This is a genomic window from Siphonobacter curvatus (assembly GCF_002943425.1).
GTDB classification, from domain to species: domain Bacteria; phylum Bacteroidota; class Bacteroidia; order Cytophagales; family Spirosomataceae; genus Siphonobacter; species Siphonobacter curvatus.
The window spans coordinates 136,428-157,154 of sequence record NZ_PTRA01000004.1 but is presented as its reverse complement, the minus strand read 5'-3'; the positions used below and the strand labels follow the sequence as shown (position 1 = coordinate 157,154).

The following is a 20,727-nucleotide window of genomic DNA, read 5'->3' as shown; positions in this document are numbered from 1 at the left end:
CGTAAGCCTTCCAGGCTGGACCTCTCCGTAACTGCCTAGCTTAGTTCATGCCCACCGCATTGTTCCCACCATGGAATGGCCCCCGTGGGATGGCCCCCGTGGAATGGGCGAGGCAGGTTACTCCGTTGCCCCATAGAAGGGCTCACAGGCGGGAGAGGTTTTAATCTTTTAGCAATAGTTGGTAGTTGCTAAACCCAGTCGAATAACTGCATGGACGGCACAAAACTGAACCCTGTCCCTATTCATTCCATGCGAGGCATGGGATGAATAGGGACTATTCTTGCAGCCGTCTCAGCGAGACGAAAAACGGTTCTGTTAGTATAGTTTAATTCTTCCTAAATCAATCGCAAGAAACATTACTTCAATCTTACCTTAAATTATCAAATCTTGAACTCCACCACACTAATCAAACCTTAGACATCAAACCAACGCTTCATCCACTCGAAACAAAAACCGATCTGATGGAGCCCAGAGATAGTCCTCCGAACAGCGGTACCCTCTTAGCCAGGATTTTCCTTCTATTTTTCGCAAATACAATCCTCTCGGAAAGTTATCGTCTTGCTCCAGAGCTTCGGTGTAGATGACGAGTGCTCCGGGTGGATTTTGGTTTGGCGTTTTCACCGACACCTTTATTTCCTCAGGATCGGGATAAGTCAAACGGATATAAAACGCGGCTTCCAAGGAACACGCTCCTAAACCTTTGCGACGAGCCCCTTCGCTGATTTCAGACAGGGTACCTCCCTGCGGCAAACCCAGCGATTCAACCGTTACTTCTTCAATGGTCAGGGAATGTTTAATAGGAGTGATACCGCAATGCGGACTTTCTAAGAGTATAACGGCAAATTCGTTAAGCTGTATATCAGCCCTTTTTAATTCATTCAGTAGTCCTTCTTTAGACAATCCGCCATACGTTACGACGCTGGTTGCTTCTGTATTCATTCGTTTTTAAAAGTCTCTTGGTCTTAAAGTAAGGATCATGAGGCCTGATTTTCAGCAACTAAGCTGTTGTAATCAGCTAGTGATGTTCATTTTCTGACTGCTTAGAGAAGCCAGTCGTCTATCGGGCTTTTACACCATCTCCAACCGATACTTCGCGTAAGCCACTTCGTTTTTGTAGAACACCTCACCCTCCATTTGCATACCGAACCGCTCGTAAAACGATTGGGCCGTCAGGCGAGCATCGCACCAGAGTATTCTGGCTTTTTTCGTACGCACCTGGGCAATCACTTCCGTAAGCAGGGCTGACCCCACACCCCTCCCCTGCCAGGACGCATTGACGGCAAACTTTCGAAAGCGAAACCGATCGCTGGTTTCAGCAAAAACGGAAATAACACCGATCAGTTGACCTTCGTAAAAAGCTCCGTAGTGCAGGCCTTGCTCATCATCGGTAAGTTTTACGGATGCCAGCGGTCGATCGGGCCAAAGCACCTGGTGACGTAACGAATAGGTTTCTTGGGCAGATATTGATTGAATGTGGAAGACGGGTAGCATAGCGATCAATCACAGATGAAAGGCCAAAGGTATGCAGAACGCACGCCTTTGGCCTTTTTAATCCTTACAGAATGGGTTCTTATGCGTGTTTTTTGATGTAAGCCTGAATATTTTTTAAATCCTGACGCAGGCGTTCATCCATTTTCTTGGCTTCTTCTTTAGTCGCTTTTTCTCTGGATTCGAGCGAAGTACGAGCCGTGCTGATCAGTTTGAGTCCCTCATCTTTGCTGGTTTTGTCCAGTTTACCCACGTGTTTTTCCAGATCGTTGAGGGTAACTTTCAACGGATCAGTTGTCACTTCCGGTAACACGAGGATGTCTTCAATAGCCTGGTGTCCCACCGTCAGTTCAGCGGCCGTGACTGCCTGATTTAGCTCGTCTTCCGTGAGCTTTTTCTCTTTAGCCCGCTCTACCAGTTTTTCCAGGTCTTTCAGATGATTATTGAAATTCGTCAGGTTTTCACCTTTCAGATTTCTACCCTCCTGTTGAAGAGCCGCGATTCCCGATTCCATATCTTTCACCGCTGCCTCGGGAGCCTTCGTTTGTAAGGCAATCAGGGCCTGATCGAAATACGCGTCCGAAGGATTTTCGATCACCTGCGTTTCTTCCGCCGTAATGAGCGTCGTATCCGTAGCGGCCGCTTGGGCTTCTTGTTTTTTAGGAGAGGATTGGCAGGAGGCTAGTACCAGCATCATACCGATCGCGAACAGATGAGCTTTCATGAGTAGGTTACATTAAGAGTGTTGAAGATGTTCGGGGTAACGGGCCAGAATTTTTTCGGCCTCGTGAGCAAATTGTTTAGCCAGTCCAGCCGGATCATTTACCGGATTTTCCAGCGAACCACGCCATAGTAATTGCTGCGTTTTCGCATCAATGACATCAACGATCAGCGTTCCTTCGGTGTAGTGTTCGGTATGATAACCGCTATTCCAGGGCTGATAATAGTAACTGTAGCCAACGGGCATCCAGCGGCTTCGGTACCAGATGTTATAGGGAACGTAATACGGGTACGGGTAAGCGGGATTCGCAACTTGCTGGGTTTTATTTTCAAAATACTCGTGCGTGGATACTAATAAATCAGGTTGATTATTGTCTTGAACCAATCCTTTTTTCGTGAGTTCGGAAGCAATCGCATTTTGAATCATTTCGTCGGTAATACCACTTTTATACAAGGGATTTTTATTACCCTGAATATCCGGTTTGACGAATGTGAATTTTCGATACTCATCAAAGTTGACCGCACTTTTTTGCTGTACACGAACGGCAGTGCATCCACTCATCCAGAGCAGAATAACACCTAGAAAAAACCATTGCGTTTTCATGGGTGACATGCATAATTGATAGTGTTGAATTTGTTTTTCGTACTGCTTTTGTGTGACCAAAGCTCAGATAGCGGCTTTAAAGTGATTTATAAATACGCTTAAAATGACCTTAAAAGCGGAGAGGCATTCCGGCTGCGTATCAGCAGATGTAAGGAATAATTACTGAAGAGAAACAGTAGGACTTTCGCATAGGAGTGTATAAGCCCATTCCTATCCGACCAACTCCGAAGGAGTTCAACCCTAATAGCCTCGTATGCAATGAGGGTATGATATAATGCTCCTAAAATCAAAAGTTCCAGGTGACGCTTTTCAAGCCTAACACCTGGAACTTTAATGAAGAGTAGCCTAATCTAACTTAATTACTAAACTGAATCCGAAACGCCGTCCAGCCGTCTGCCTGCGTTTTCAGCGTAAAAGAGAACCCATGGTTGACAAGAATCTCCCGAATCAGTGTCAATCCAATGCCCTGGCCCTGGGGTTTCGAACTGTAGAAAGGATTGAATAACTGGGTTGATTCTTCGGGCGTGATTACCTTGCCGTTATTCAGAATAGCCAGTTCGCATTTTTGAATTTCAACCCGTATTTCAGTGCCCCCGGCTTCGATGGCATTTTTTAGAACGTTCACCAATACTTGTTCCAATTGGGCGGTATCCGCGTATAGTGTACAAGGTTCGTTCGGTTCAGGCGTATGAATACTGCTTCCCTGATTCAGAGCCGTTGCCCGCATAAACAGGCTTACCTGCTCCACAAGTCGGTTTAGTGAAACATCTTCCCGTCGGGGTAAGGGCAAGCGTACCACATCCGCAAAATTTCGCATAAACTGGGTTAACCGACCGTTGCGTCCGCTGGCAATACGCAGGGCTTCACTCAGGTCCGAAAATTCCGGTTCCGGTAAAGACTGGAGTGTCGTTTGCAGAATCGAATCCGTGGCTCCCAATGTGTTGTTCACTTCATGGGCCATCATCCGAATGACTTTCCCGTATGCTGCTTTCTCAATCTTGTAGAGCTCACTCGTCAGTTCTTCCAGTATAAAAAAAGACCGCCGAAAGCCTTGGTGCATGAGGTGCGACCGCTGTACTTTATAAGTTTGCACCCCATCGGTTTTGAGCGTACGGGATTCACCGTCGGTCATGGTACTCATTTGATGAAGCAGATGGTTGTCCGTTTCTTCGAGCTTTTTGCCCAGTACCGCATCGCTAAAGTGGTGAAGAGCCCGGGGATTGAGCTGGACCAGCCGTTCATCAAAATCCAGAATCAGCAGGGCGATGGGCGAGGCTTCGATGAGTTTTTCCAGAAAAAAATGCTGCTCCTGCAAGCGGGTACGTTCTTCGCGTAACTGATCAATCATCAAATTATACACTTCAATTAGCGTATCTACTTCTCCTTTGCCCGTGGGTACGAACTTGATGGTAAAGTCTTTGTCTTTAATGGCTTCAATGCCCGACCGAATAAACGCGACGGGCTGACTGAAATCCTTGTACAGCTGAATGGATACGCCGATGGAAAGGAGTAGGATTACTTCCGTAGCGATGAACAAGGGTTTGCTTTGAAAGAGCAACTGATAGACCAGCACCATCAGTAAAACGTGCAGGGCGATCATGTACAAAATATACTTGGTGCGGGTGGATAGCCTCATACATCGTCGGCGTCGTAAGAAATTCCGTATTTTTCGAGTCGTCGGTACAAGGCAAACCGCGTAATACCCAGCGAGCGAGCTACCTTGGCTACTTTATTCTGGTGAAAGTCCATGGCTCGTTGAATCATATGGTACTCCATTTCTTCTAGCGTTAACGTCCCAACCTCGGGCAGGCTACGCGGGGCACTACTGGTATTCGCCGTCAGATTGATCTGGAAATCTTTTACTTCCAGACGATCCTGACCGGAAAGCAGTACCGTTCGTTCCACCAGATTTTTCAATTGCCGAATATTTCCGGGCAGAGGCAGCGTTTTTAACCACTGTACCGCCTTGGGACTCAGTTGTAAAGCGGGCCGGTGGTAGATTTCCTTCAGATTATTCATGAAAAATTCCGCCAGCAAGGGAATATCGTCGGGACGTTCCCGCAGGGAGGGCAATTTCACCGAAATAAGGTTAATGCGATAGTACAAGTCCTCCCTAAAGGTTCCTTTCGCGACCATTTCCTCCAGATTTCGGTTGGTCGCACAAATGATTCGCACGTCTACGGTACGGCTCTTGCTGCTGCCCAGCGGTTCGAAGCTCCGTTCCTGCAAAACCCGCAACAATTTTACCTGACTCGACAAATCCAGCTCGCCGATTTCATCCAGAAAAATAGAACCTCGATTCGCTAGTTCAAAACGCCCAATTCGATCCGTTTTAGCATCGGTAAAGGCTCCGCGTACGTGTCCAAACAGTTCACTTTCGAACAACGTAGCCGAAATTCCACCCAGATTGACCTTCACGAAGGGTTTACTTTTCCGGCGGCTGTTGAGGTGAATGGCTTCGGCAATGAGTTCTTTGCCGGTACCACTTTCGCCCGTAATCAGCACCGGAGCATCCGTGGGAGCCACGCGGCCAATGGTCTGCAGGATGTCTAACAGCTTCGGATCTTGTCCGACGATGTACTGAAACTGATATTTTTCCTGTAATTTCTGACGTTCCGGCGAGGATACGACGGGTTGAGACAGGTTCAGAATGGTTCGGACCGACTGGACCAGATGATCGTTTTGCCAGGGCTTGGTAATAAAATCGCGGGCTCCTTTTTTCATGCCCTGTACCGCCAGATCGATACTCCCCCAGCCCGTAATGAGGATGACTGGAATAGCGGAATACGCCTCGCGAATCTGATCCAGTAAATGCATCCCTTCCCGACCGGAGGTTTCAATCGAAAAGTTGAGATCCAGTAGAATCAGTTCCGGTGTATGCTGACGAAGTACGTCGAACGTTTCAACGGGCGAACTCGCTCCCATGACCCGAAACCCCTCTTTTTTGAGTAGCAGGGCCAGCGAAGTGCGAATAGCCAGATCATCGTCAACAATAAGAATCATGATTTTAGTGGTTCGTGGATGGTTTTTGGTTGATAGTGGATGCTGGTTGTAAGGCTTTAGTGTTGTCTGAAAAGCGAATGAATTTATGCCCAGGTTTGATTCACGCATCGAAGCGATTGACGGATGGTTCAAACCTGATCCCACTAATCAACGCCTAACGTACAACCATCCACGACAAACCACCTCTACTCTTCATGCAACGCCACCGCCGGTTGCACTAGCGACGCCTGACGACTCGGGTACCAGGCACACAGCGTAACGAGCAAATAAATAACACCTACCGCAGCCATAATGGCCAGCACGTAAATATTGGCATCCATATCGAAGACATTGAGTAGCGGAAACTGTACCGCAAAGAGTAAGCCCAGAAGCAAACTAAACGTTGCCAGTACCCAGATTTCTCCCAGAAATTGCATGGATACGGTTTTCTCCGTAGCACCCATGGCTCGACGCAGGCCAATTTCGCTTTTCCGACGGGCAATGTTCAAATTTAGAATACCGAACAGGCCCAATCCTACATTAATCAGCAGAAAAGTACTGATGATGACAAAAACGATGACGGGTACCAAGGTTAGGTTGTGCTGGTTTTTACGCGATTCAGTGAGGTATGTAACTTCCGCCCCCCAGCCCTGACCGACCCCCAGTACGTCTTTCACAAGCCGGGCTTCGAAGTTGGCATCCGTGCCGGGACGCGTTTTAATCAAGATATTCTTATCCCAATCCGTATTCATAAGCGACTCAAATACGGCGGGGGTATTTCCCGTAAATTCACCTTTTCCTTTGAAATGGTCGACCATTCCGATCACCTTCCAGGCGTGTTTGTCATCCTGTTTAATCACCTTACCAATCGGATTTTCGTTCGGAAAAAGCTTTTCCTGAAATTTTCGGTTAATCACCAGGGGGGTGTACTGAGCAGCCCGATCCTGGGGACCGAACCAGCGGCCCGCCACCAGTTTTAGGTCCAGGGTTTGAGCCAGTGCCTCGTCTGAGCGGTAAAACTCGGCCATGGTATGGACATTATTATAGGTGATCCCATTGTTCATATTACTCATGCTGAACGGCGTGTTGGAACTCATGCGGGAAGCACTTTCCACTTCCGGGTAGGAGCGAATGCGTTGCATAATGGCTTGTACTTTGTCGCCAATATTCGTGGTGTCCTCGTTGTTGTTCAGTTCAAGCACCCATACGTTTTCGTAGGAAAAGCCGATGGGCTCGCGGTAGTTGCGGAAATTGGAAATCAGGAAGGTCAGCACGCCAAAGAGCACCAGGAACGAAGCCCAGATTTCGATGATCAACAGTGCGTGCGTTCTCCGTTTATTCCAGATCAGGGTAAAAAAATGGCGAAGCATGGAAGGATATGTTTTAAGGTGAATCGTCGTTAGCGTACACCTGAGGATTTATGATTTGAGAGCATCTACAATATTTAGTTTCGACATGCGGAAGGCGGGTAACACGCCCGAAAGCAGTCCAAATACCAGACATACACCCATGCTGACGAGAAATACGGTAACGTTAATCGTCAGGTCGGCATAGGCAATCCAGCCACTCTGATTGATCAGCTGGATAATTCCATAGGAAAAGATCAGAGCCAGTACACCACCCAGAAAAGTGATGAAGATGTTTTCGATAATAAACTGCCATAGCAATGTGCGGGCCGGTGCTCCGAAGGCTTTCCGTACGCCAATCTCCGAGGCTCGTTCCAGAATGCGACTAACGTTGACATTCACCAGATTAATAGCCGGTAAAGACATGAACATCAGTACGATAACACCGACGATGCTGTAAAAGAAGACCTTCTTACTGTCATCCGTGCCAAAAAAGGGTGTCAGAAACTGATTGATGTAGGTATCTGCTTTGACCACAAACTGACTATAATGAAAGCTGGATTCTTCACCGGAAGCGGGAAGTCGACCGATGACCTGATCAAATTCTGACTGAATCGCCTGACGATCGGCGGGGGTTTTAGCGAGAATGATCCCTACGAAATTGCCCCGCATTTGTCCCTTTTCGTAATTGCTTTTAGGAGCCGTATACGGGAAATAAACATCGGCATAGGTATACAGTCGCGTAACCGGACTGCCCTTTACCACACCCATTACCCGATACCGCAGTCCTTCAATTTCAATATCCCGACCAACGGTGGATTTGCCATCGTCTTCGAAATACTCTTTGCGTAACTTATCCGTAATGACGGCGACGCGGTCGCCCCCTTTGATTTGTGGCTCACTGAAGGGTTTTCCTTCCAGAAATTCAAAGTCCGTCACCCGCCAGAAATCGGCATCCGTGTATTTCGTATTGAGCTTGATACGTTTCCCATTAACGTACGCGTTTGCAAAGCTAAACTGGGATGAAATGCCTACCCGCTCGGGCGTTTGCAGGGTTTTGACATACGTATTGATAAATCGAAAGCTAGGCGGTCCTTGACTGCGACTATTCCGGGATGAATCGGTCTGGGTCAGCATAGTGACGTACAGGGACCGGTAGCGTTTGTTCTCCGGATAGTGCGAGCCCAGCAAGTGATCCATAAAAGACGTAATCACCATTAGTACGGTCAACGTAACACTGATGCCAAACAGCGTAATGAAGGTATAGAAAGGGTGCCGGAGCAGCACTTTCCAGGCTATTTTGATGTAATTCAGTAGCATAGGATCAATTCGATCAGTCGTGACAAAAAGGTTCGTACTTACTGTACCTGGGTACCGTCGAAGAGGCGAATGAGGCGGTGGGTACGCTTGGCCATAGCATCGTCGTGGGTCACCATGACGATCGTGGCTCCATCCTCATTGAGTTTTTGCAGAATGGAAAGGATTTCGTTGCCCATGGCACTGTCGAGGTTTCCCGTAGGCTCATCGGCCAGAATGATTTCGGGTTGACCGACAATGGCCCGGGCAATGGCTACGCGTTGTTTCTGTCCACCCGAAAGTTGCTTGGGGAAGTGTTTCATCCGGTTGCTCAGGCCCACTTTTTCCAAGGCCTGCTGAGCCAGTTCGCGGCGTTGTTTCGCGGTGCTATCCCGGTACAGCAAAGGAATCTCTACATTGTCGAGTACCGACAGATCATTAATCAGGTGGAAGCTCTGGAAGATAAAACCTAGCTTCTGATTCCGTAACTGGGCCAGAGCCTTGTCCTGGTACCGTTCGACGCGGCTACCGTCAATTTCAATGTGTCCGCTGGAAGGTTCGTCGAGCAATCCCATAATGTTCAACAACGTACTTTTGCCGCAACCCGAAGGCCCCATGATGGACACGAATTCGCCCCGGTTCACCGTCAGGTTAATATTATTCAGGGCCAGCGTTTCCACCGAGCTGGTCCGGTACACTTTCTCAACGTTCTGTAACTTGATCATAAGGTTTGTCAGGTTAATTACTGATGTTTTAATACGTATGTTTTGAATTCATTTTTTAATAAAGAAGAGCCAATAAATGCTTGAGATGAAAATACCTCCCGCCCGTGAGTCAGCTAGCAATGAGTACGAGGGCCGTCTTAGTATGACTAGATCAATAATCGGATCTACATTATTCATACCGAATCTTCTCCCTCCGCTCAAAATCATACAGCGTCAGCAACCGCAGGCTATAATATGACTGCCAGTAATCCCGCAGAGCCAGAATGTAATCCCGTTTGGCCCGGTCCTTCTCCTGCGTGGCAATGGCCAGATCCGTTACGCTCAAATTGCTTAAAATAAATCGCTCCTGAGCAATCTGGTAGCGGTTGGCCGCAATCTCGTCGGCCAGCCGCGTAAGCCGTACCTGTTTCTGGAGCATCTGTAAGAGCGTCACCTGCGTGAAAATCTGCTGTTCGAACGTTAGCTTATCCTGGTCTACCGACTGCTGGGCAAACTCCCGGTTCGCTTTAGCCACCTCCGTTCGAGCTTTATTTCGTCCCCAGGTCAGAATGGGCAGCGTAAACTGCAACTCCACGAACTCCCGATCCTGCGGTTTACGGTAGACATCCATCGGCTGACTACCCTGGTTCGACAACCCGAACGTGGCGTTCAGCGAGGCGTTCAATCCATTCTCCTTCACGGCCTGCTGTACATCGCGTTCGGCTTCCAGCAGGCGGCGACTAAAAGCTACGGCATCGGCCCGGTTCGCGAACGCTTCGTCAATAGCCTTTTGCGGCTCCACCACAAACTCCCGCAGTTGCGTTGGAATTTCCAGTTCGGGCATGCGATCATTCCGAAAACCGATGTACCGATTCAGTTGCAGCGAAGCTACCGTAGCCGATTGCTGGGCCGAGGCCAAGTCTTTCTCTGCCGTCAGTACTCCCATCTGTAATTGCAACAGGTCATTCTGCGAGATACGTCCCAACTCCAGTTTATGCTGGGCAATTTTATAGAGCGTGTCGTTATTCTGACGGTTTTTCTCGGCAATCTGTAAATTCACCTGAGCCACCAGCAGATCGAAATAATATCCCGAGGCCTGTAGAGCTACTTCTTCCATTGACGAAAGGTACTGCTGCATACCTTCCTGATACTTTAGCGGCTGAATGCGGCGGTCCCATCGCATGGCATTGTAACGAAACAGGGGTTGACGAATGCCAATTTCAAAAGGAACGCCATTGTACCGCGTGTTGTCGCGGGCAAAGTCGTCGAAGCGTTGCAACTGATTTTGCACGTACAGCGTACCGCCCGTCGGGGCAATGCTCTGGCTTAGCGACAGGCTCAGTAGGGAATTATTGTTAGATACGGGCTGGAAGGCGATGGTACCGTCGGGTTGCACGACTTCAATATACGAACGGGTGAAACCGGGCAACGTACCATCCAGACTCAGTTGGGGCCGATAATCCGCCAGAAACGAGCGGTATTGCCAGTACGTGGTCTTTTTCTGGGTGATGGCCTGTTTGGCGGCGATCGACTGATTGCGGGCCTGCTCGACGGCCTCGACCAGCGTAAGTTTGTACTCCTGAGCCCAGAGTGTACCAACATTCCACAGCATCAGCAGGAGAAACGCGTAGATTTTCATGGCTTGATACTGATTTCTTCCAGGTGCTGATATTGATTTAAGTCCGTCAGAATGACCCGATCGCCTTCCTTCAATCCACTTTTGATTTCCACGAAATCGAAGTTGGAGCGTCCGATTTCTACTTCCCGTCGGTACGCTTTGTTGCCTTCCCGCACGTAGACGTACTGCTTGCGTTTACCCGTGAATGCAGGGCCATTCGCCACCCGCAGGGTTCGCGTACTGCGATCGGTGACGACAAATACATCCACTTTCATGTTGGGCCGTAGCAGCGTACTCTCGGCGTTATCGAGCTGGATAACAAACTTGACGATCCCATTGCTGATGGCGGGTTTTACCTGAGTAATCTGTCCCCGCAGCGTCGTATCGTTTATTTTTAAGATGACGGGCAAGCCGACTTTCACCTGATCGGCATAGATGTCGGAACAAGAACCATCCACCCGGAAACTGCCCAGATCGGCCACTTTCGCCAGCATTTCGCCTTCGTTGACGGATGAACCAATATTTTCGTTGACCCAGGTGAGGACCCCCTTGCGGTCGGCCACGATGTCCGCCCGTTTTAATTTGTGGTCCAGCTCTTTGAGATTTTTGCTTTCGATTTGGGCCCCCAGTTCGGTTTCCCGCAAGCTGGCTCCCATCGACTGCCGATTGTACGTCAAATCGTTTTCGAGCTGCTGCTTTTCGAGTTCGGCAATTTTCAGGGCGTTTTCCGCCCGGGTGATGTCTTCACGGGTACCGCCCCCTACTTTCTGCAAGCGACGAGAATCTTCAATGTCCGCCCGAAGCTTGTTGATATTGAGTGACTTGATTTTATCGCTGATTTCGGCGTCGTAGAGGTTCTTGTTGAGTTTCATTCGCAACTGATCGATGCCGTTGCGTTTTAGCTCCAACTGATCCTGCATTTTCTCGTATTCAATCTGTGTTAGCGATTTGTCCAGTTCCAAAATAGCCTTACCCGGCTCGACGGGCGTACCCGTCGTGAGCAGTACCCGTTTGATACTCGCCCGAATGGGACTGGTCATGATTTGTTCATACGCCGGAATGACTTCCCCCGTAGCCGTTAGCGTATTTTCTACGTCGCCGACGCTCACCGGAGCGGTTCGTATTCGCGAGCCTTCGATGGAGCTTTCCAGCGTGCTTCGAACGCCGTAAATACCTGCTATCAGAGCTAGTAGTAGGCCGGAGGCCACCAGCCATCGTCGGTTGCGTTGTCGCGTTCGGTATTCTGCCTGTACTTCCCGATCCATTGGTACTAAAAGGTTGAAAAATGAAGTGATACTACCCTTTAGTACATGCCACAAGCGTGCCACAACGTATTCAACTGTATTTCAATACCTTACTAAAACCAGTAACTCCTAAAAGTGTGCGATACCGCACGCGTTGTGTTAAATCGCACGGCTTGTCCTGGCGAGTATATAGATGATTTTTTAAGTTGTTTTTCGCCTTGGACAGACCGATCTAGGTTCTTTGAAGACAGCTGTTTTTTTTAGTCCTTGTGCATTCCATGGGGGCCATCCCATGGAATGGTTAGGCGTGGAGGGGTCCAGCCTGGAAGGCTCAGGGGCTATCGAACAGCCGTGGCTGCGGGAACAAACCTAGTCTAGGTGAATAACGAACTTCTAAAACGGCCAAGGCAATACCTAAACTTCATACCCCCAATTCAACACCACCTTTCTGCGGTTAAACCATCGCTCACCGCAATTGAAGAACGCTGGCCTACCGCAAGGTTAAGCCGGAAGGGCATCTTTGCTTCCGACAATCAATCTTCAATCCTTTCATTCTATGAATGCTTTTTCCTTCGTCAGTAAGTCACTTCTCGTCCTATTTGTATTGATCGCCAGTCTTAGTTCCTGTAAGAAATCCGAAAAAGATCCGGAACCTGAACCCGAACCGCAGCCCGTAACGGATCTGGCTACAAAAGTGGCGGGTAAGTATGTATTCAAGAAAATTGTCGTCAATGGTAAACTCGAGTATACCGCAGAAGAGGCGGGCATGCAGGGCTCGATTACGCTGACGCGTAAGGCCACTTCGAAAGTGTCTATGGCTGTTAAAATTCAGCATACGGACGATAACTCCGATTTTCTAAATCAGATGGTAGACAACCTTGCCGTGACCGAAGGCTCGGGTGGTGGATACGTACTTAGTGCCAACGGCAACCAGCTCGCCACAACCGCAGGAAAAACGCTTACGCTGGTAGTAACCGATGGCGAAGGCAATCGCTATGTACTGACGAATACAAAATAGTATGCATAAAAAAACGGCCGTTTCCAAGTATGGGAAACGGCCGTTTTTTTATGCAGTAACCACTGCGTAGGAATCTTTCATCAAGCTCAGGGCTTCACGACCCAGATTCCAGCGGTTGAGGATGTTGATCTTCCGTACTACTTCCGGATCTTTCGGCTGGTCGGGTTCCTGATAGTAATCTTTCATCAAACCCGTCATCGCCGTTACTAAATCAGCAGTAGTTCCCATCAGTACGCATTCGGGGGTTCGTTGAGCGAGCTTAATTAAAGCCCGAACTATCGAAAATGTATAAAATCCGCAGTCAATGTCCTGGTGTCGAATGGGTACACCATCGTGTAATCGCTGCAAGGTTACCGAACCATCCTCCAGCAGATCCGATGCCCGGATCGTGTCTTCCGGTTGCGGGAAAGCAACATCCACTTTGTGCTTAAACTTATCCCACCAGGGCGGCAACGCACCCGGTCGCAGGGTATCACAAAAGACGATTCGCTGGGGCAGGTGCGGCTGTTTCGGATTCATCAACAACAAAGCAGCTCCGAGGTGCCGATCATCCGCCGCGTGACGCCGCTGGATGAGAAAACACTGCGTTTGCTCGATACCTGCCGCTGCCAACGCTTCCGTTTGTTCTTTAATGAATTGCAGAGACTCACTCATGTACCCTTCCGTAATGACGTGAATGGGCAAATCCGAGGGTTCACTGGCTTCCCGTTTTAGCTGATCCGCCAGTAATTGCAAAGCCATGGCATCCGTCCGCCGGGTACCAAAGTACAAGCCAATATTTTCGTCGCCCGCATGCGTATGTTCGATCGTGTTGCCGTAAGCATCCTGCCGATTAATCGAATGATAGCGGAAACAGACTTCCCGATGCTCGCGGTGAGCGGCTAGGTTATATAATCGTTTTTCGAAACTGGATAAAAGGGGTTCGTACGCATCCTGCGAAAAATGCACTTCACCGGCCGAACGAAGCAAATGCCGGGCAATGACCTCATCCTGTAGCAACCATTCCAAAGCATCTTCCCGGTGTTGGAAAAGGCTTCGTAATGCTCCGTTTTCAACAAACTCTTCCCGGCTTATTTCATCGCCCCTACTTGATTCCGTACCCTGATCAATCCATTCATTTAGAAACGCACGCATTCGCTCATCAAAAGCCTGATTGGCTTGAGTGGCTCCTTCATTCGTTGCAGCAATGGTTTCCAATGGGACAATGAACCGTTGTTCATCGAGGGTACTTCTTAGTTTCATTTTCTGTATTGAAAAGTTAGGTACGCGTTAGGCAATAGGCGACTTTCAGGCATACCAGATGCTAGGGATAGGTACCTGTAAAGCCAATAAATAAACTAAGAAATCAGGATTGAAGGAATGGTTTGGATGAGGTGTGCAACCGTCTCACAAGGTACTACTTTCTTTACAATTTTCTGAGGGAAAACATTCGCTTGAATCCTTAAATTTTCATTTATCTTCTTTTCTGTTGAAAACGGGATTCGTTTGCATCCATTTTCATCGATTTCTAATAATTTCTTAATATTCTGACCTTTTTATAGTCGTATTAAATCAGGAATAAAGAAAGACGCCGATCCTTAGAGAACCGGCGTCTTTTCAACTTAGGCATTTCTGGAATTTAGTAATCCGGGCGGCACGTATAGTTCGCCCGTCGTGGCGTCGATCAAACCATTCTTTTCATCCTCAATATTGGTCGCTTGTGTATATACGTCACCCGAAATAGGACGCTGTCGAAGTGCTTCCTTAAAGAGTCGAATCTGCTCAGCCCGCTGCTCATTGTCCTGAGGACCACCATAATCCGCAAATCCAAAACCGCCCCATTCACTCACAATCAGGGGTACCTGCTTGCGGAAAAAGAAGGGATCGCCTACCACCAGCGGAAAAGCCGCCACCCGGTCCAGATTTCCGGCCACGAGTTCGTCGAGCTGCTGCTTCCAGCGTTCCAGCTCGTTGGCGTAAATGTGGGCCGTCATCAAATCTGACTTCAAGCGACCTTCAAAGGAGATGTGCCGCCAGCCGTCGTTGTCTACCACCAGAAACTGCGGATACGCAATTTGCATAAAGTGGTACATATCCATAATGTACTGCCGGGTTTCGGGATTGGTCGCAATATCCTGAGCCCCCCAGTCTTCATTATACAGACTCCAAATCACCACCGACGGGTGCGTGGCAATCAGGGCCAGCATTCGCATCAGCTCTTCCCGGTGATTGGCCCGGCTTTCCGGGCTAGAACGGTGTGGACTCGGCACCTCCACCCACAACAGCAGCCCCATGCGGTCGGCCAGTTTGTAGATGCGGGGATCAACCCCGGCAATGTGTATACGCACCAGATTACAGCCTAGCTCCTTCATCGCATACATGTGCTGTTTGATCTCTTCGTAAGTGGCTGCCCCGGGCTGGTACAGAATACCATCCAGATAAATGGGTTCGTGGTTAAGATACAGACGAGAGCCGCGGGCTTCGAATTTACGTAGGCCAAACAGCGTTTCAATGGTAGCAGCATAACCGTTCGCATCCACCAGCTCCGCTTCAAGTCGATACTGGTAGGGAGATTCGGGCGACCAGTACTGAGCATCGGGAATGGCCAGTACCAGTCGCTGATTTTTCTGACCCGCTTCGAGTACCAGCGTAAATTCATCCTCGGCAACGGGCGGGGTATCGGGTGTTTTATTAAAGACTTTCAGGCGAATGCGATAGGTGCCCGGATCGTGAATCCGGGTGGTGACGGTAAAGCGGACCAGATTATCCTCGATAATGCTGACGACGCCCACGCGGGAACGTAGCCGATTTCGCTCGACGGTTTCCAGCCAGACGCTTCGGACCGGTCCTGTATAGGTCTGGTACCAGATGCCACCCCGCTTGTACACGTAAGATTCCTGCTTGCCCCGTGGAATATCGGCGTTCATGGTACTGACAATGCGTACCGTAAGGCGGTTGCTGGGTCGCAGGATTTTTTCTTCCAATTCGTACGAAAACGAGGTGTACTCGCCAATGTGTTTAGCTTCTCCTTCAATCGTCACCAACGGAAAGCCATTTAGCCAGACCTGCGTTTCGTAGCCGCAGGCTCCAAAGGTGAGTTGCAGAAGCGAGTTTTCTTTTTCACCAACGGATACCGGCCATTCAAAATCCCGTTCGTACCAAACTACTACCTGATCCCGCCAGCCTTTCTGTTCTCGCTTCCCCTGAGCTAAATGGGCTTCCACACTACCGGGCCACTGGGCTTCGTCTTCGTAGGGATGGTTGACATACCAGTTTTCCTGCAAACCTTTATCTTCCAGATCCAAAGCAAATCGCCAGGTACCATCCAGCAGAATAAAATCGTTGGGGCGTATAACGGCTCGCGGCAAGGGGCTTACAAACGTGTCTTCTGCGAGGTCTTCTTCTTTACATTTGGCTAATCCGTAGTTCGGATGCCCGGTCCCATGATCCAGCTCCATCGTTAACAAGAGTTATGTACGTACTACTGACAGCAAGCCCGAAACAAACTGTGCCAGTAATCGTCTCTCCTTAATGGGCTCCGTCGATTGTATCCCGCTTTTCTTTGGTAAGCAGAGGTTTATAGGTCACATTCGTAATTTTTAGAACCACCGGATTGGGCCACTGATTATTGGTATATAACCGCTGCCCGTTCACGACACTCACCGCCAAACCAAATGCCGTGGGTTGTACCGATAGACTGGCGTCGAAGCCCTGCCGGTATTCGACCAGCTCACTGGCGTAACCGAGTACCTGTACTTTGGTCTGGGGCGATCCCTCCAACGAATGAAAAATGAAGTCTTTTCGCTCACCGTACTTCCATTCCTTGCCGCCCGGTACAAACACGTATACGGCGTTCGCTTCTTTCGCTTTCGTAAACCAGTAGTGCCCCTCCCGAATCAACGGCCAGGGTCGGATGCCCGCTATGCTTTCCTGATTAACGAGCTGCCACAGAGCGACTTCGCGAAGTAAGGCCTCCTGCTCGATCTGTATTTCGCCGTTGGGTTTGGGGCCCACGTTAAGTAGCAGATTCCCCCCCTTGGCCCGGGTTTCGATGAGCATGTTGATAATCTCGGTACCCGACTTATGGGGGTCGTTGGTGGGTTTGTACTGCCAGTCGGTGCCCATTGTAAAGCAGGCTTCCCAGGGTCCGGGAATGGGCTGGTCGGGTAGCGTTTGTTCGGGCGTATTCATCTGCCCGCGGGTCACGACTACGTTTGGCTGTAATTGCCAGGCGTATTCCTTCAAACCTTCCGCTGGACCGTCGAAAAAGAGTACGTCAATGGTGCCGTAGTTGGTCAATAGTTCTTTGATTTGGCGTTTGTCATAGGCCATCAGTTCGGCGTTGTTGGCCGGGTAATGCTGCGGGTGCTGCAAACGGCCAATGGGGATTTGATGCTGGTACAGGAAATAAAAATCTTCGGGCGAAAAATACAGCCCAATGGCAATCCCCTGCTTCCGAAACGCCTCAATCACTTCCTTAAGAATATCCCGTTTAAAGGGCGTCTGCATGACTTGGAATTTCGTCGTTTGCGTATTCCACATACAAAAACCCGAATGGTGTTTGGCCGTAAAGACTACGTATTTCATGCCCGCGAGTTTCGCCAGTACGGCCCATTCCTCAGGGTCGAATTTTTTAGGGTTGAAGGTTTTCGGTAATTCAGTAGTAAACCGCTGGAGGTAATCATTGGACGCTCCAGCCATGGAATGACTAATCACGGCTCCGACCTGCGAATCCAGACTCCAGTGAATAAACATACCAAAGCCCAGATCCATGAACCAGGCTTCGCGTTCGGGCTTGTTAGTTGTTTGCTGGGCTGCGGCTATCGCGGCCCATAGGACAAGAGGAAGCAGGAAAATCGTTTTTTTCATGGAATCAGGGAATGAGTTCACCCACCAGTAAGAGTTGTCCGGCGTAACAGGCGTTTTCTTCGTACCGACGCGTATCATCGATGGTTTCATTGCGGGCCTTAAGAATCTTGGCCTTGTCTAGTTTTTCGCCGGAAACCCGGAACCGGAAGGTATGCTCCTTTTGCGGATCGATGGGTAGCACAAAGAAATTAGAGCGGTAATAGGTACAGTACGCGTCGAAGCGGTCAATTTTCTGCTGATAATCCTGATCAAGTTCCAGCACGTATTGACCGCAACCGGGTCCCATGACGTCGTACAAGCCGCAGGCCTGCCCTTTCATGCGTACTTGCAGGTAATCGCCGGGTTGGGTGGATTTGAGCAAACGAGGAAAACGGTTTTTCATCAACCGAGCCACCGTATCCGTTTCGGGCGTCAGTACTTGCCAGTTGCCCTGCCGTTTGAGTTGTTCGAAAGGAACCATCCGGGCGGCTTCCCAATGATCTGCGACGTACGGTTTGGGGATGACGTGAGCCTTCAGCGTAGTTTTTTGTGAGGAAAGTTGTTGTAAAGCTTCGCCCAGTGCTTCCGCGTACAGGGCGTGACCGGTTTCGGCGTAAGGGTGTACGTTGTCCGGGGAAAAGACGATTTTATCGGGATGTTCTTCACGTTTTCCCTTGAAAAGTAACGTTCCTTCTTTCGCCAGAGCCGCCACTTTTAAACCCATACACACACTCGGCACGCCGTAATGCTCGGCAATCTGTTCCATGGCCAGTGCGGAAGGCGGCAATTTCCCCCGCTGGAAATACGGAGCCAGATCGGCCGTAATCGTGTACACGAAACAAATATCGATCTGCGGATTTTGCCGCCAGATTTTGCGTACAATCCCTTCCATCGCCCGGTAAATCTGCTCGGGCTTTTTGCCGTTATCATTCACAGCAAATTCCACGAAGACCAGGTCGGGTTTTTGATCCAGTATCTGCGGCTGAACCCGAAACACGCCTAAATCTGAACCCGTACCGCCTACACCCGCATTAATGCCCGAAAATTGAGCCTTTGGATAGCGTTTCTGTAAGCCTTGTACCGACTGCTCCCGCCAGCCTTTCCCCGCTTCGGTGATACTCCCGCCGAGGTAACCGATCGTCAGGTTTTTTCCGGCTTTAATTTTTTGAAAAAAGAAGGGCAATCCCTGCCGTGGTCGGAGTAAACGGGCATTTTCCAGTGAATCGGACTGAGCCCCGACGAGTCCTGACAGGAAAAGAAAAAAGAATAGCAGGTAACGCTTCATGCACTTGACTTTCGTTTGTACGCCTAAACCTACGGAAACAGCGAATGTTTTGTCGCTGCTTCCGGGGTTATTTAGTATCCTTCGTTTTGGGTGAGTTTGGGGTTATACTGACGTTCGGACAAAGGCAGGGGGAATAAGGTTTGATAGGCCTGTACCTGCACCACACTACCGCCACTGTTCACAAACAAGCCGTTATTCGGAACCTGAGGCGTAGATGGAATAGCAGCATACTTGGCGTAAAAGGCATTTAGTACGGGCAACAGGCGATTCGTTCGTACCAGATCAAACCAGCGGTGTCCTTCGTAACTGAGTTCCAGGCGGCGTTCGTTTTCCAGAGCCAATCGTAGCTGAGCCTGACTCTGATTCGATAGCGGCGACAGTCCGGCCCGCGTGCGAACGGTATTCAGATACGGCAGGGCCTCCGTGGCTTGTCCCCCTTCGTTCAGGGCCTCCGCGTACATCAGCAGTACGTCAGCGTACCGCAGCACAATCCAGTCGTTGTCGCCATCATTTCGGGCAAAGGGAGCCCCGTTGACGATGTACTTGCGGGTATAATAATCGGACGTGGCAGCACTGTTTCCTTTCGTATAGTATCCTATGGAAACGGACTTCCGCCGATCCCCTTCCGGGAAGGCATTGGCCAGATCCTGCCGGATCATGGGTCCACCCGACAAGCCCACCCGGATAATGTCCGTACCTGAATACGTCGGCAGAAAATTACTGGCAAAGCCACTGCCCAGACTCACGCCCCCGGACAGGTACCGTACCGCAAACAGAATTTCCTTGTTCATTTCATTCGCTGTTGAGAATACGTTGTCATAATTCGTTTCCAGCGTATGTACACTCGACAAATTTCCTGCTGACGGAGTACCCGGAATCAGTTCGCCCAGTACGGCGGCGGCCTGCTGGTACTGGCCCTGCGTCAGCAGTACTTTTCCCAACAATCCCTTGGCCGCCGTACGGGTGGCCCGGCCCAGATCAGCCGCTGGATAGGTAATGGGTAATCCGGCAGCGGCTTCGCGTAAATCTTTGGTAATCTGAGCGTATACTTCGGTGGCTGGGGTGCGACCATAGTCGTAGGCTTTCTGATAATTGTCGCCCAGATCTTCCGTCACCAGCGGTACCGCTCCCCAGATGCGTACCAGATTGAAGTAATTCAAGGCCCGGATAAATTTCATTTCGGCCAGGTACCGATTCCGCAACGTCGTATCCATCGATACTGCTCCGGCCCGAGCCAGTACGGTGTTTGCCCGACTGATGCAGCGGTACGAATCCGTCCACATGGTTTGTAGGTTGGGGTTGTTTTCTTCCACGTTAAAAATGGAAAAGAAATACCGGGCATTGGCCGAAACGGGTTCATAGGCATTGTCACTCGCCATCTCCCCGAATATGAAATAGCTGTTGTTGTAAATGGGCTGCAACTGACTGTACACGCCCGTCACGGCAGCGGATACGTTGGTAGCCGTGCTGAAAAGTTGATCGGTGGGAATTTTGGTGGGGTCCGTTAATTCCATGAAGCTTTGCTGACAGGAAACCAGAAAGCCCGTAACCAGCAGGAGTAGGAGCAAAAGTCGTTTCATACGATTGAATTTCTT

At 49.6% G+C, this 20,727-nt stretch carries 17 protein-coding genes; 1 reads left to right on the top strand and 16 read right to left on the bottom strand.

What is annotated here, in order from left to right:
• Positions 1-420 precede the first annotated feature (420 nt).
• From C5O19_RS19310 to C5O19_RS19260, 11 genes are all read right to left on the bottom strand, one after another.
• The gene (locus C5O19_RS19310; RefSeq protein WP_104715029.1) at positions 421-939 is read right to left on the bottom strand and encodes a hypothetical protein; all 519 of its coding nucleotides are present in this window, start codon (positions 937-939) and stop codon (positions 421-423) included.
• A 129-nt stretch (positions 940-1,068) separates the two neighbouring features.
• A complete protein-coding gene (locus C5O19_RS19305; protein ID WP_104715028.1) occupies positions 1,069-1,491 on the bottom strand; it encodes a GNAT family N-acetyltransferase in 423 nt (140 codons plus the stop codon).
• Between the two features lie 79 nt (positions 1,492-1,570).
• Positions 1,571-2,212 (bottom strand): hypothetical protein, encoded by a 642-nt coding sequence (locus tag C5O19_RS19300; protein ID WP_104715027.1) that lies wholly within the window; start codon positions 2,210-2,212, stop codon positions 1,571-1,573.
• A 12-nt stretch (positions 2,213-2,224) separates the two neighbouring features.
• A complete protein-coding gene (locus tag C5O19_RS19295) occupies positions 2,225-2,812 on the bottom strand; it encodes a DUF4136 domain-containing protein (RefSeq protein WP_165796073.1) in 588 nt (195 codons plus the stop codon).
• A gap of 355 nt (positions 2,813-3,167) precedes the next feature.
• Positions 3,168-4,448, bottom strand: a complete 1,281-nt coding sequence (locus C5O19_RS19290; RefSeq protein ID WP_104715025.1) for a sensor histidine kinase — start codon at positions 4,446-4,448, stop codon at positions 3,168-3,170.
• Complete coding sequence (locus C5O19_RS19285) at positions 4,445-5,815, bottom strand: sigma-54-dependent transcriptional regulator (RefSeq protein WP_104715024.1); 1,371 nt, start codon at positions 5,813-5,815, stop codon at positions 4,445-4,447. The genes C5O19_RS19290 and C5O19_RS19285 overlap by 4 nt, the downstream gene beginning before the upstream one ends.
• A 185-nt stretch (positions 5,816-6,000) precedes the next feature.
• Positions 6,001-7,164, bottom strand: a complete 1,164-nt coding sequence (locus C5O19_RS19280; protein ID WP_104715023.1) for an ABC transporter permease — start codon at positions 7,162-7,164, stop codon at positions 6,001-6,003.
• A 48-nt stretch (positions 7,165-7,212) separates the two neighbouring features.
• Positions 7,213-8,460 (bottom strand): ABC transporter permease, encoded by a 1,248-nt coding sequence (locus C5O19_RS19275; RefSeq protein ID WP_104715022.1) that lies wholly within the window; start codon positions 8,458-8,460, stop codon positions 7,213-7,215.
• A gap of 38 nt (positions 8,461-8,498) precedes the next feature.
• Positions 8,499-9,161, bottom strand: a complete 663-nt coding sequence (locus C5O19_RS19270; RefSeq protein ID WP_102202822.1) for an ABC transporter ATP-binding protein — start codon at positions 9,159-9,161, stop codon at positions 8,499-8,501.
• A 169-nt stretch (positions 9,162-9,330) separates the two neighbouring features.
• The gene (locus C5O19_RS19265; protein WP_104715021.1) at positions 9,331-10,779 is read right to left on the bottom strand and encodes a TolC family protein; all 1,449 of its coding nucleotides are present in this window, start codon (positions 10,777-10,779) and stop codon (positions 9,331-9,333) included.
• Positions 10,776-12,023, bottom strand: a complete 1,248-nt coding sequence (locus tag C5O19_RS19260) for an efflux RND transporter periplasmic adaptor subunit (RefSeq protein ID WP_104715020.1) — start codon at positions 12,021-12,023, stop codon at positions 10,776-10,778. The genes C5O19_RS19265 and C5O19_RS19260 overlap by 4 nt, the downstream gene beginning before the upstream one ends.
• A gap of 535 nt (positions 12,024-12,558) precedes the next feature.
• On the opposite strand from C5O19_RS19260, the gene C5O19_RS19255 reads away from it, so the two are divergent.
• Positions 12,559-13,020, top strand: a complete 462-nt coding sequence (locus C5O19_RS19255) for a hypothetical protein (RefSeq protein ID WP_104715019.1) — start codon at positions 12,559-12,561, stop codon at positions 13,018-13,020.
• A 48-nt stretch (positions 13,021-13,068) separates the two neighbouring features.
• Here C5O19_RS19255 and C5O19_RS19250 read toward each other — a convergent pair whose 3' ends face one another.
• From C5O19_RS19250 to C5O19_RS19230, 5 genes are all read right to left on the bottom strand, one after another.
• The gene (locus C5O19_RS19250; RefSeq protein ID WP_104715018.1) at positions 13,069-14,262 is read right to left on the bottom strand and encodes a hypothetical protein; all 1,194 of its coding nucleotides are present in this window, start codon (positions 14,260-14,262) and stop codon (positions 13,069-13,071) included.
• Between the two features lie 359 nt (positions 14,263-14,621).
• Entirely contained in the window at positions 14,622-16,457 is a 1,836-nt protein-coding gene (locus tag C5O19_RS19245) for a glycoside hydrolase family 2 protein (protein ID WP_104715017.1), read from the bottom strand.
• Between the two features lie 70 nt (positions 16,458-16,527).
• Positions 16,528-17,868 carry an alpha-L-fucosidase gene (locus C5O19_RS19240; protein WP_104715016.1) on the bottom strand — a complete coding sequence of 447 codons (1,341 nt, stop codon included), beginning with the start codon at positions 17,866-17,868 and terminating at the stop codon, positions 16,528-16,530.
• Positions 17,869-17,872: 4 nt separating this feature from the next.
• Positions 17,873-19,132: an SGNH/GDSL hydrolase family protein gene (locus C5O19_RS19235; protein WP_104715015.1), complete on the bottom strand. Its 1,260-nt coding sequence runs from the start codon at positions 19,130-19,132 to the stop codon at positions 17,873-17,875.
• 71 nt (positions 19,133-19,203) lie between these two features.
• A complete protein-coding gene (locus C5O19_RS19230) occupies positions 19,204-20,712 on the bottom strand; it encodes a RagB/SusD family nutrient uptake outer membrane protein (protein WP_165796072.1) in 1,509 nt (502 codons plus the stop codon).
• Positions 20,713-20,727 lie beyond the last annotated feature (15 nt).

Coding starts and splice junctions, on each gene's coding strand:
- C5O19_RS19270 (WP_102202822.1), bottom strand. CDS start 9,161: ATGATCAAGTTACAGAACGTTGAGAAAGTGTACCGGACCAGCTCGGTG.
- C5O19_RS19245 (WP_104715017.1), bottom strand. CDS start 16,457: ATGGAGCTGGATCATGGGACCGGGCATCCGAACTACGGATTAGCCAAA.
- C5O19_RS19290 (WP_104715025.1), bottom strand. CDS start 4,448: ATGAGGCTATCCACCCGCACCAAGTATATTTTGTACATGATCGCCCTG.
- C5O19_RS19260 (WP_104715020.1), bottom strand. CDS start 12,023: ATGGATCGGGAAGTACAGGCAGAATACCGAACGCGACAACGCAACCGA.
- C5O19_RS19300 (WP_104715027.1), bottom strand. CDS start 2,212: ATGAAAGCTCATCTGTTCGCGATCGGTATGATGCTGGTACTAGCCTCC.
- C5O19_RS19295 (WP_165796073.1), bottom strand. CDS start 2,812: ATGAAAACGCAATGGTTTTTTCTAGGTGTTATTCTGCTCTGGATGAGT.
- C5O19_RS19235 (WP_104715015.1), bottom strand. CDS start 19,132: ATGAAGCGTTACCTGCTATTCTTTTTTCTTTTCCTGTCAGGACTCGTC.
- C5O19_RS19285 (WP_104715024.1), bottom strand. CDS start 5,815: ATGATTCTTATTGTTGACGATGATCTGGCTATTCGCACTTCGCTGGCC.
- C5O19_RS19310 (WP_104715029.1), bottom strand. CDS start 939: ATGAATACAGAAGCAACCAGCGTCGTAACGTATGGCGGATTGTCTAAA.
- C5O19_RS19230 (WP_165796072.1), bottom strand. CDS start 20,712: ATGAAACGACTTTTGCTCCTACTCCTGCTGGTTACGGGCTTTCTGGTT.
- C5O19_RS19250 (WP_104715018.1), bottom strand. CDS start 14,262: ATGAAACTAAGAAGTACCCTCGATGAACAACGGTTCATTGTCCCATTG.
- C5O19_RS19280 (WP_104715023.1), bottom strand. CDS start 7,164: ATGCTTCGCCATTTTTTTACCCTGATCTGGAATAAACGGAGAACGCAC.
- C5O19_RS19275 (WP_104715022.1), bottom strand. CDS start 8,460: ATGCTACTGAATTACATCAAAATAGCCTGGAAAGTGCTGCTCCGGCAC.
- C5O19_RS19305 (WP_104715028.1), bottom strand. CDS start 1,491: ATGCTACCCGTCTTCCACATTCAATCAATATCTGCCCAAGAAACCTAT.
- C5O19_RS19255 (WP_104715019.1), top strand. CDS start 12,559: ATGAATGCTTTTTCCTTCGTCAGTAAGTCACTTCTCGTCCTATTTGTA.
- C5O19_RS19265 (WP_104715021.1), bottom strand. CDS start 10,779: ATGAAAATCTACGCGTTTCTCCTGCTGATGCTGTGGAATGTTGGTACA.
- C5O19_RS19240 (WP_104715016.1), bottom strand. CDS start 17,868: ATGAAAAAAACGATTTTCCTGCTTCCTCTTGTCCTATGGGCCGCGATA.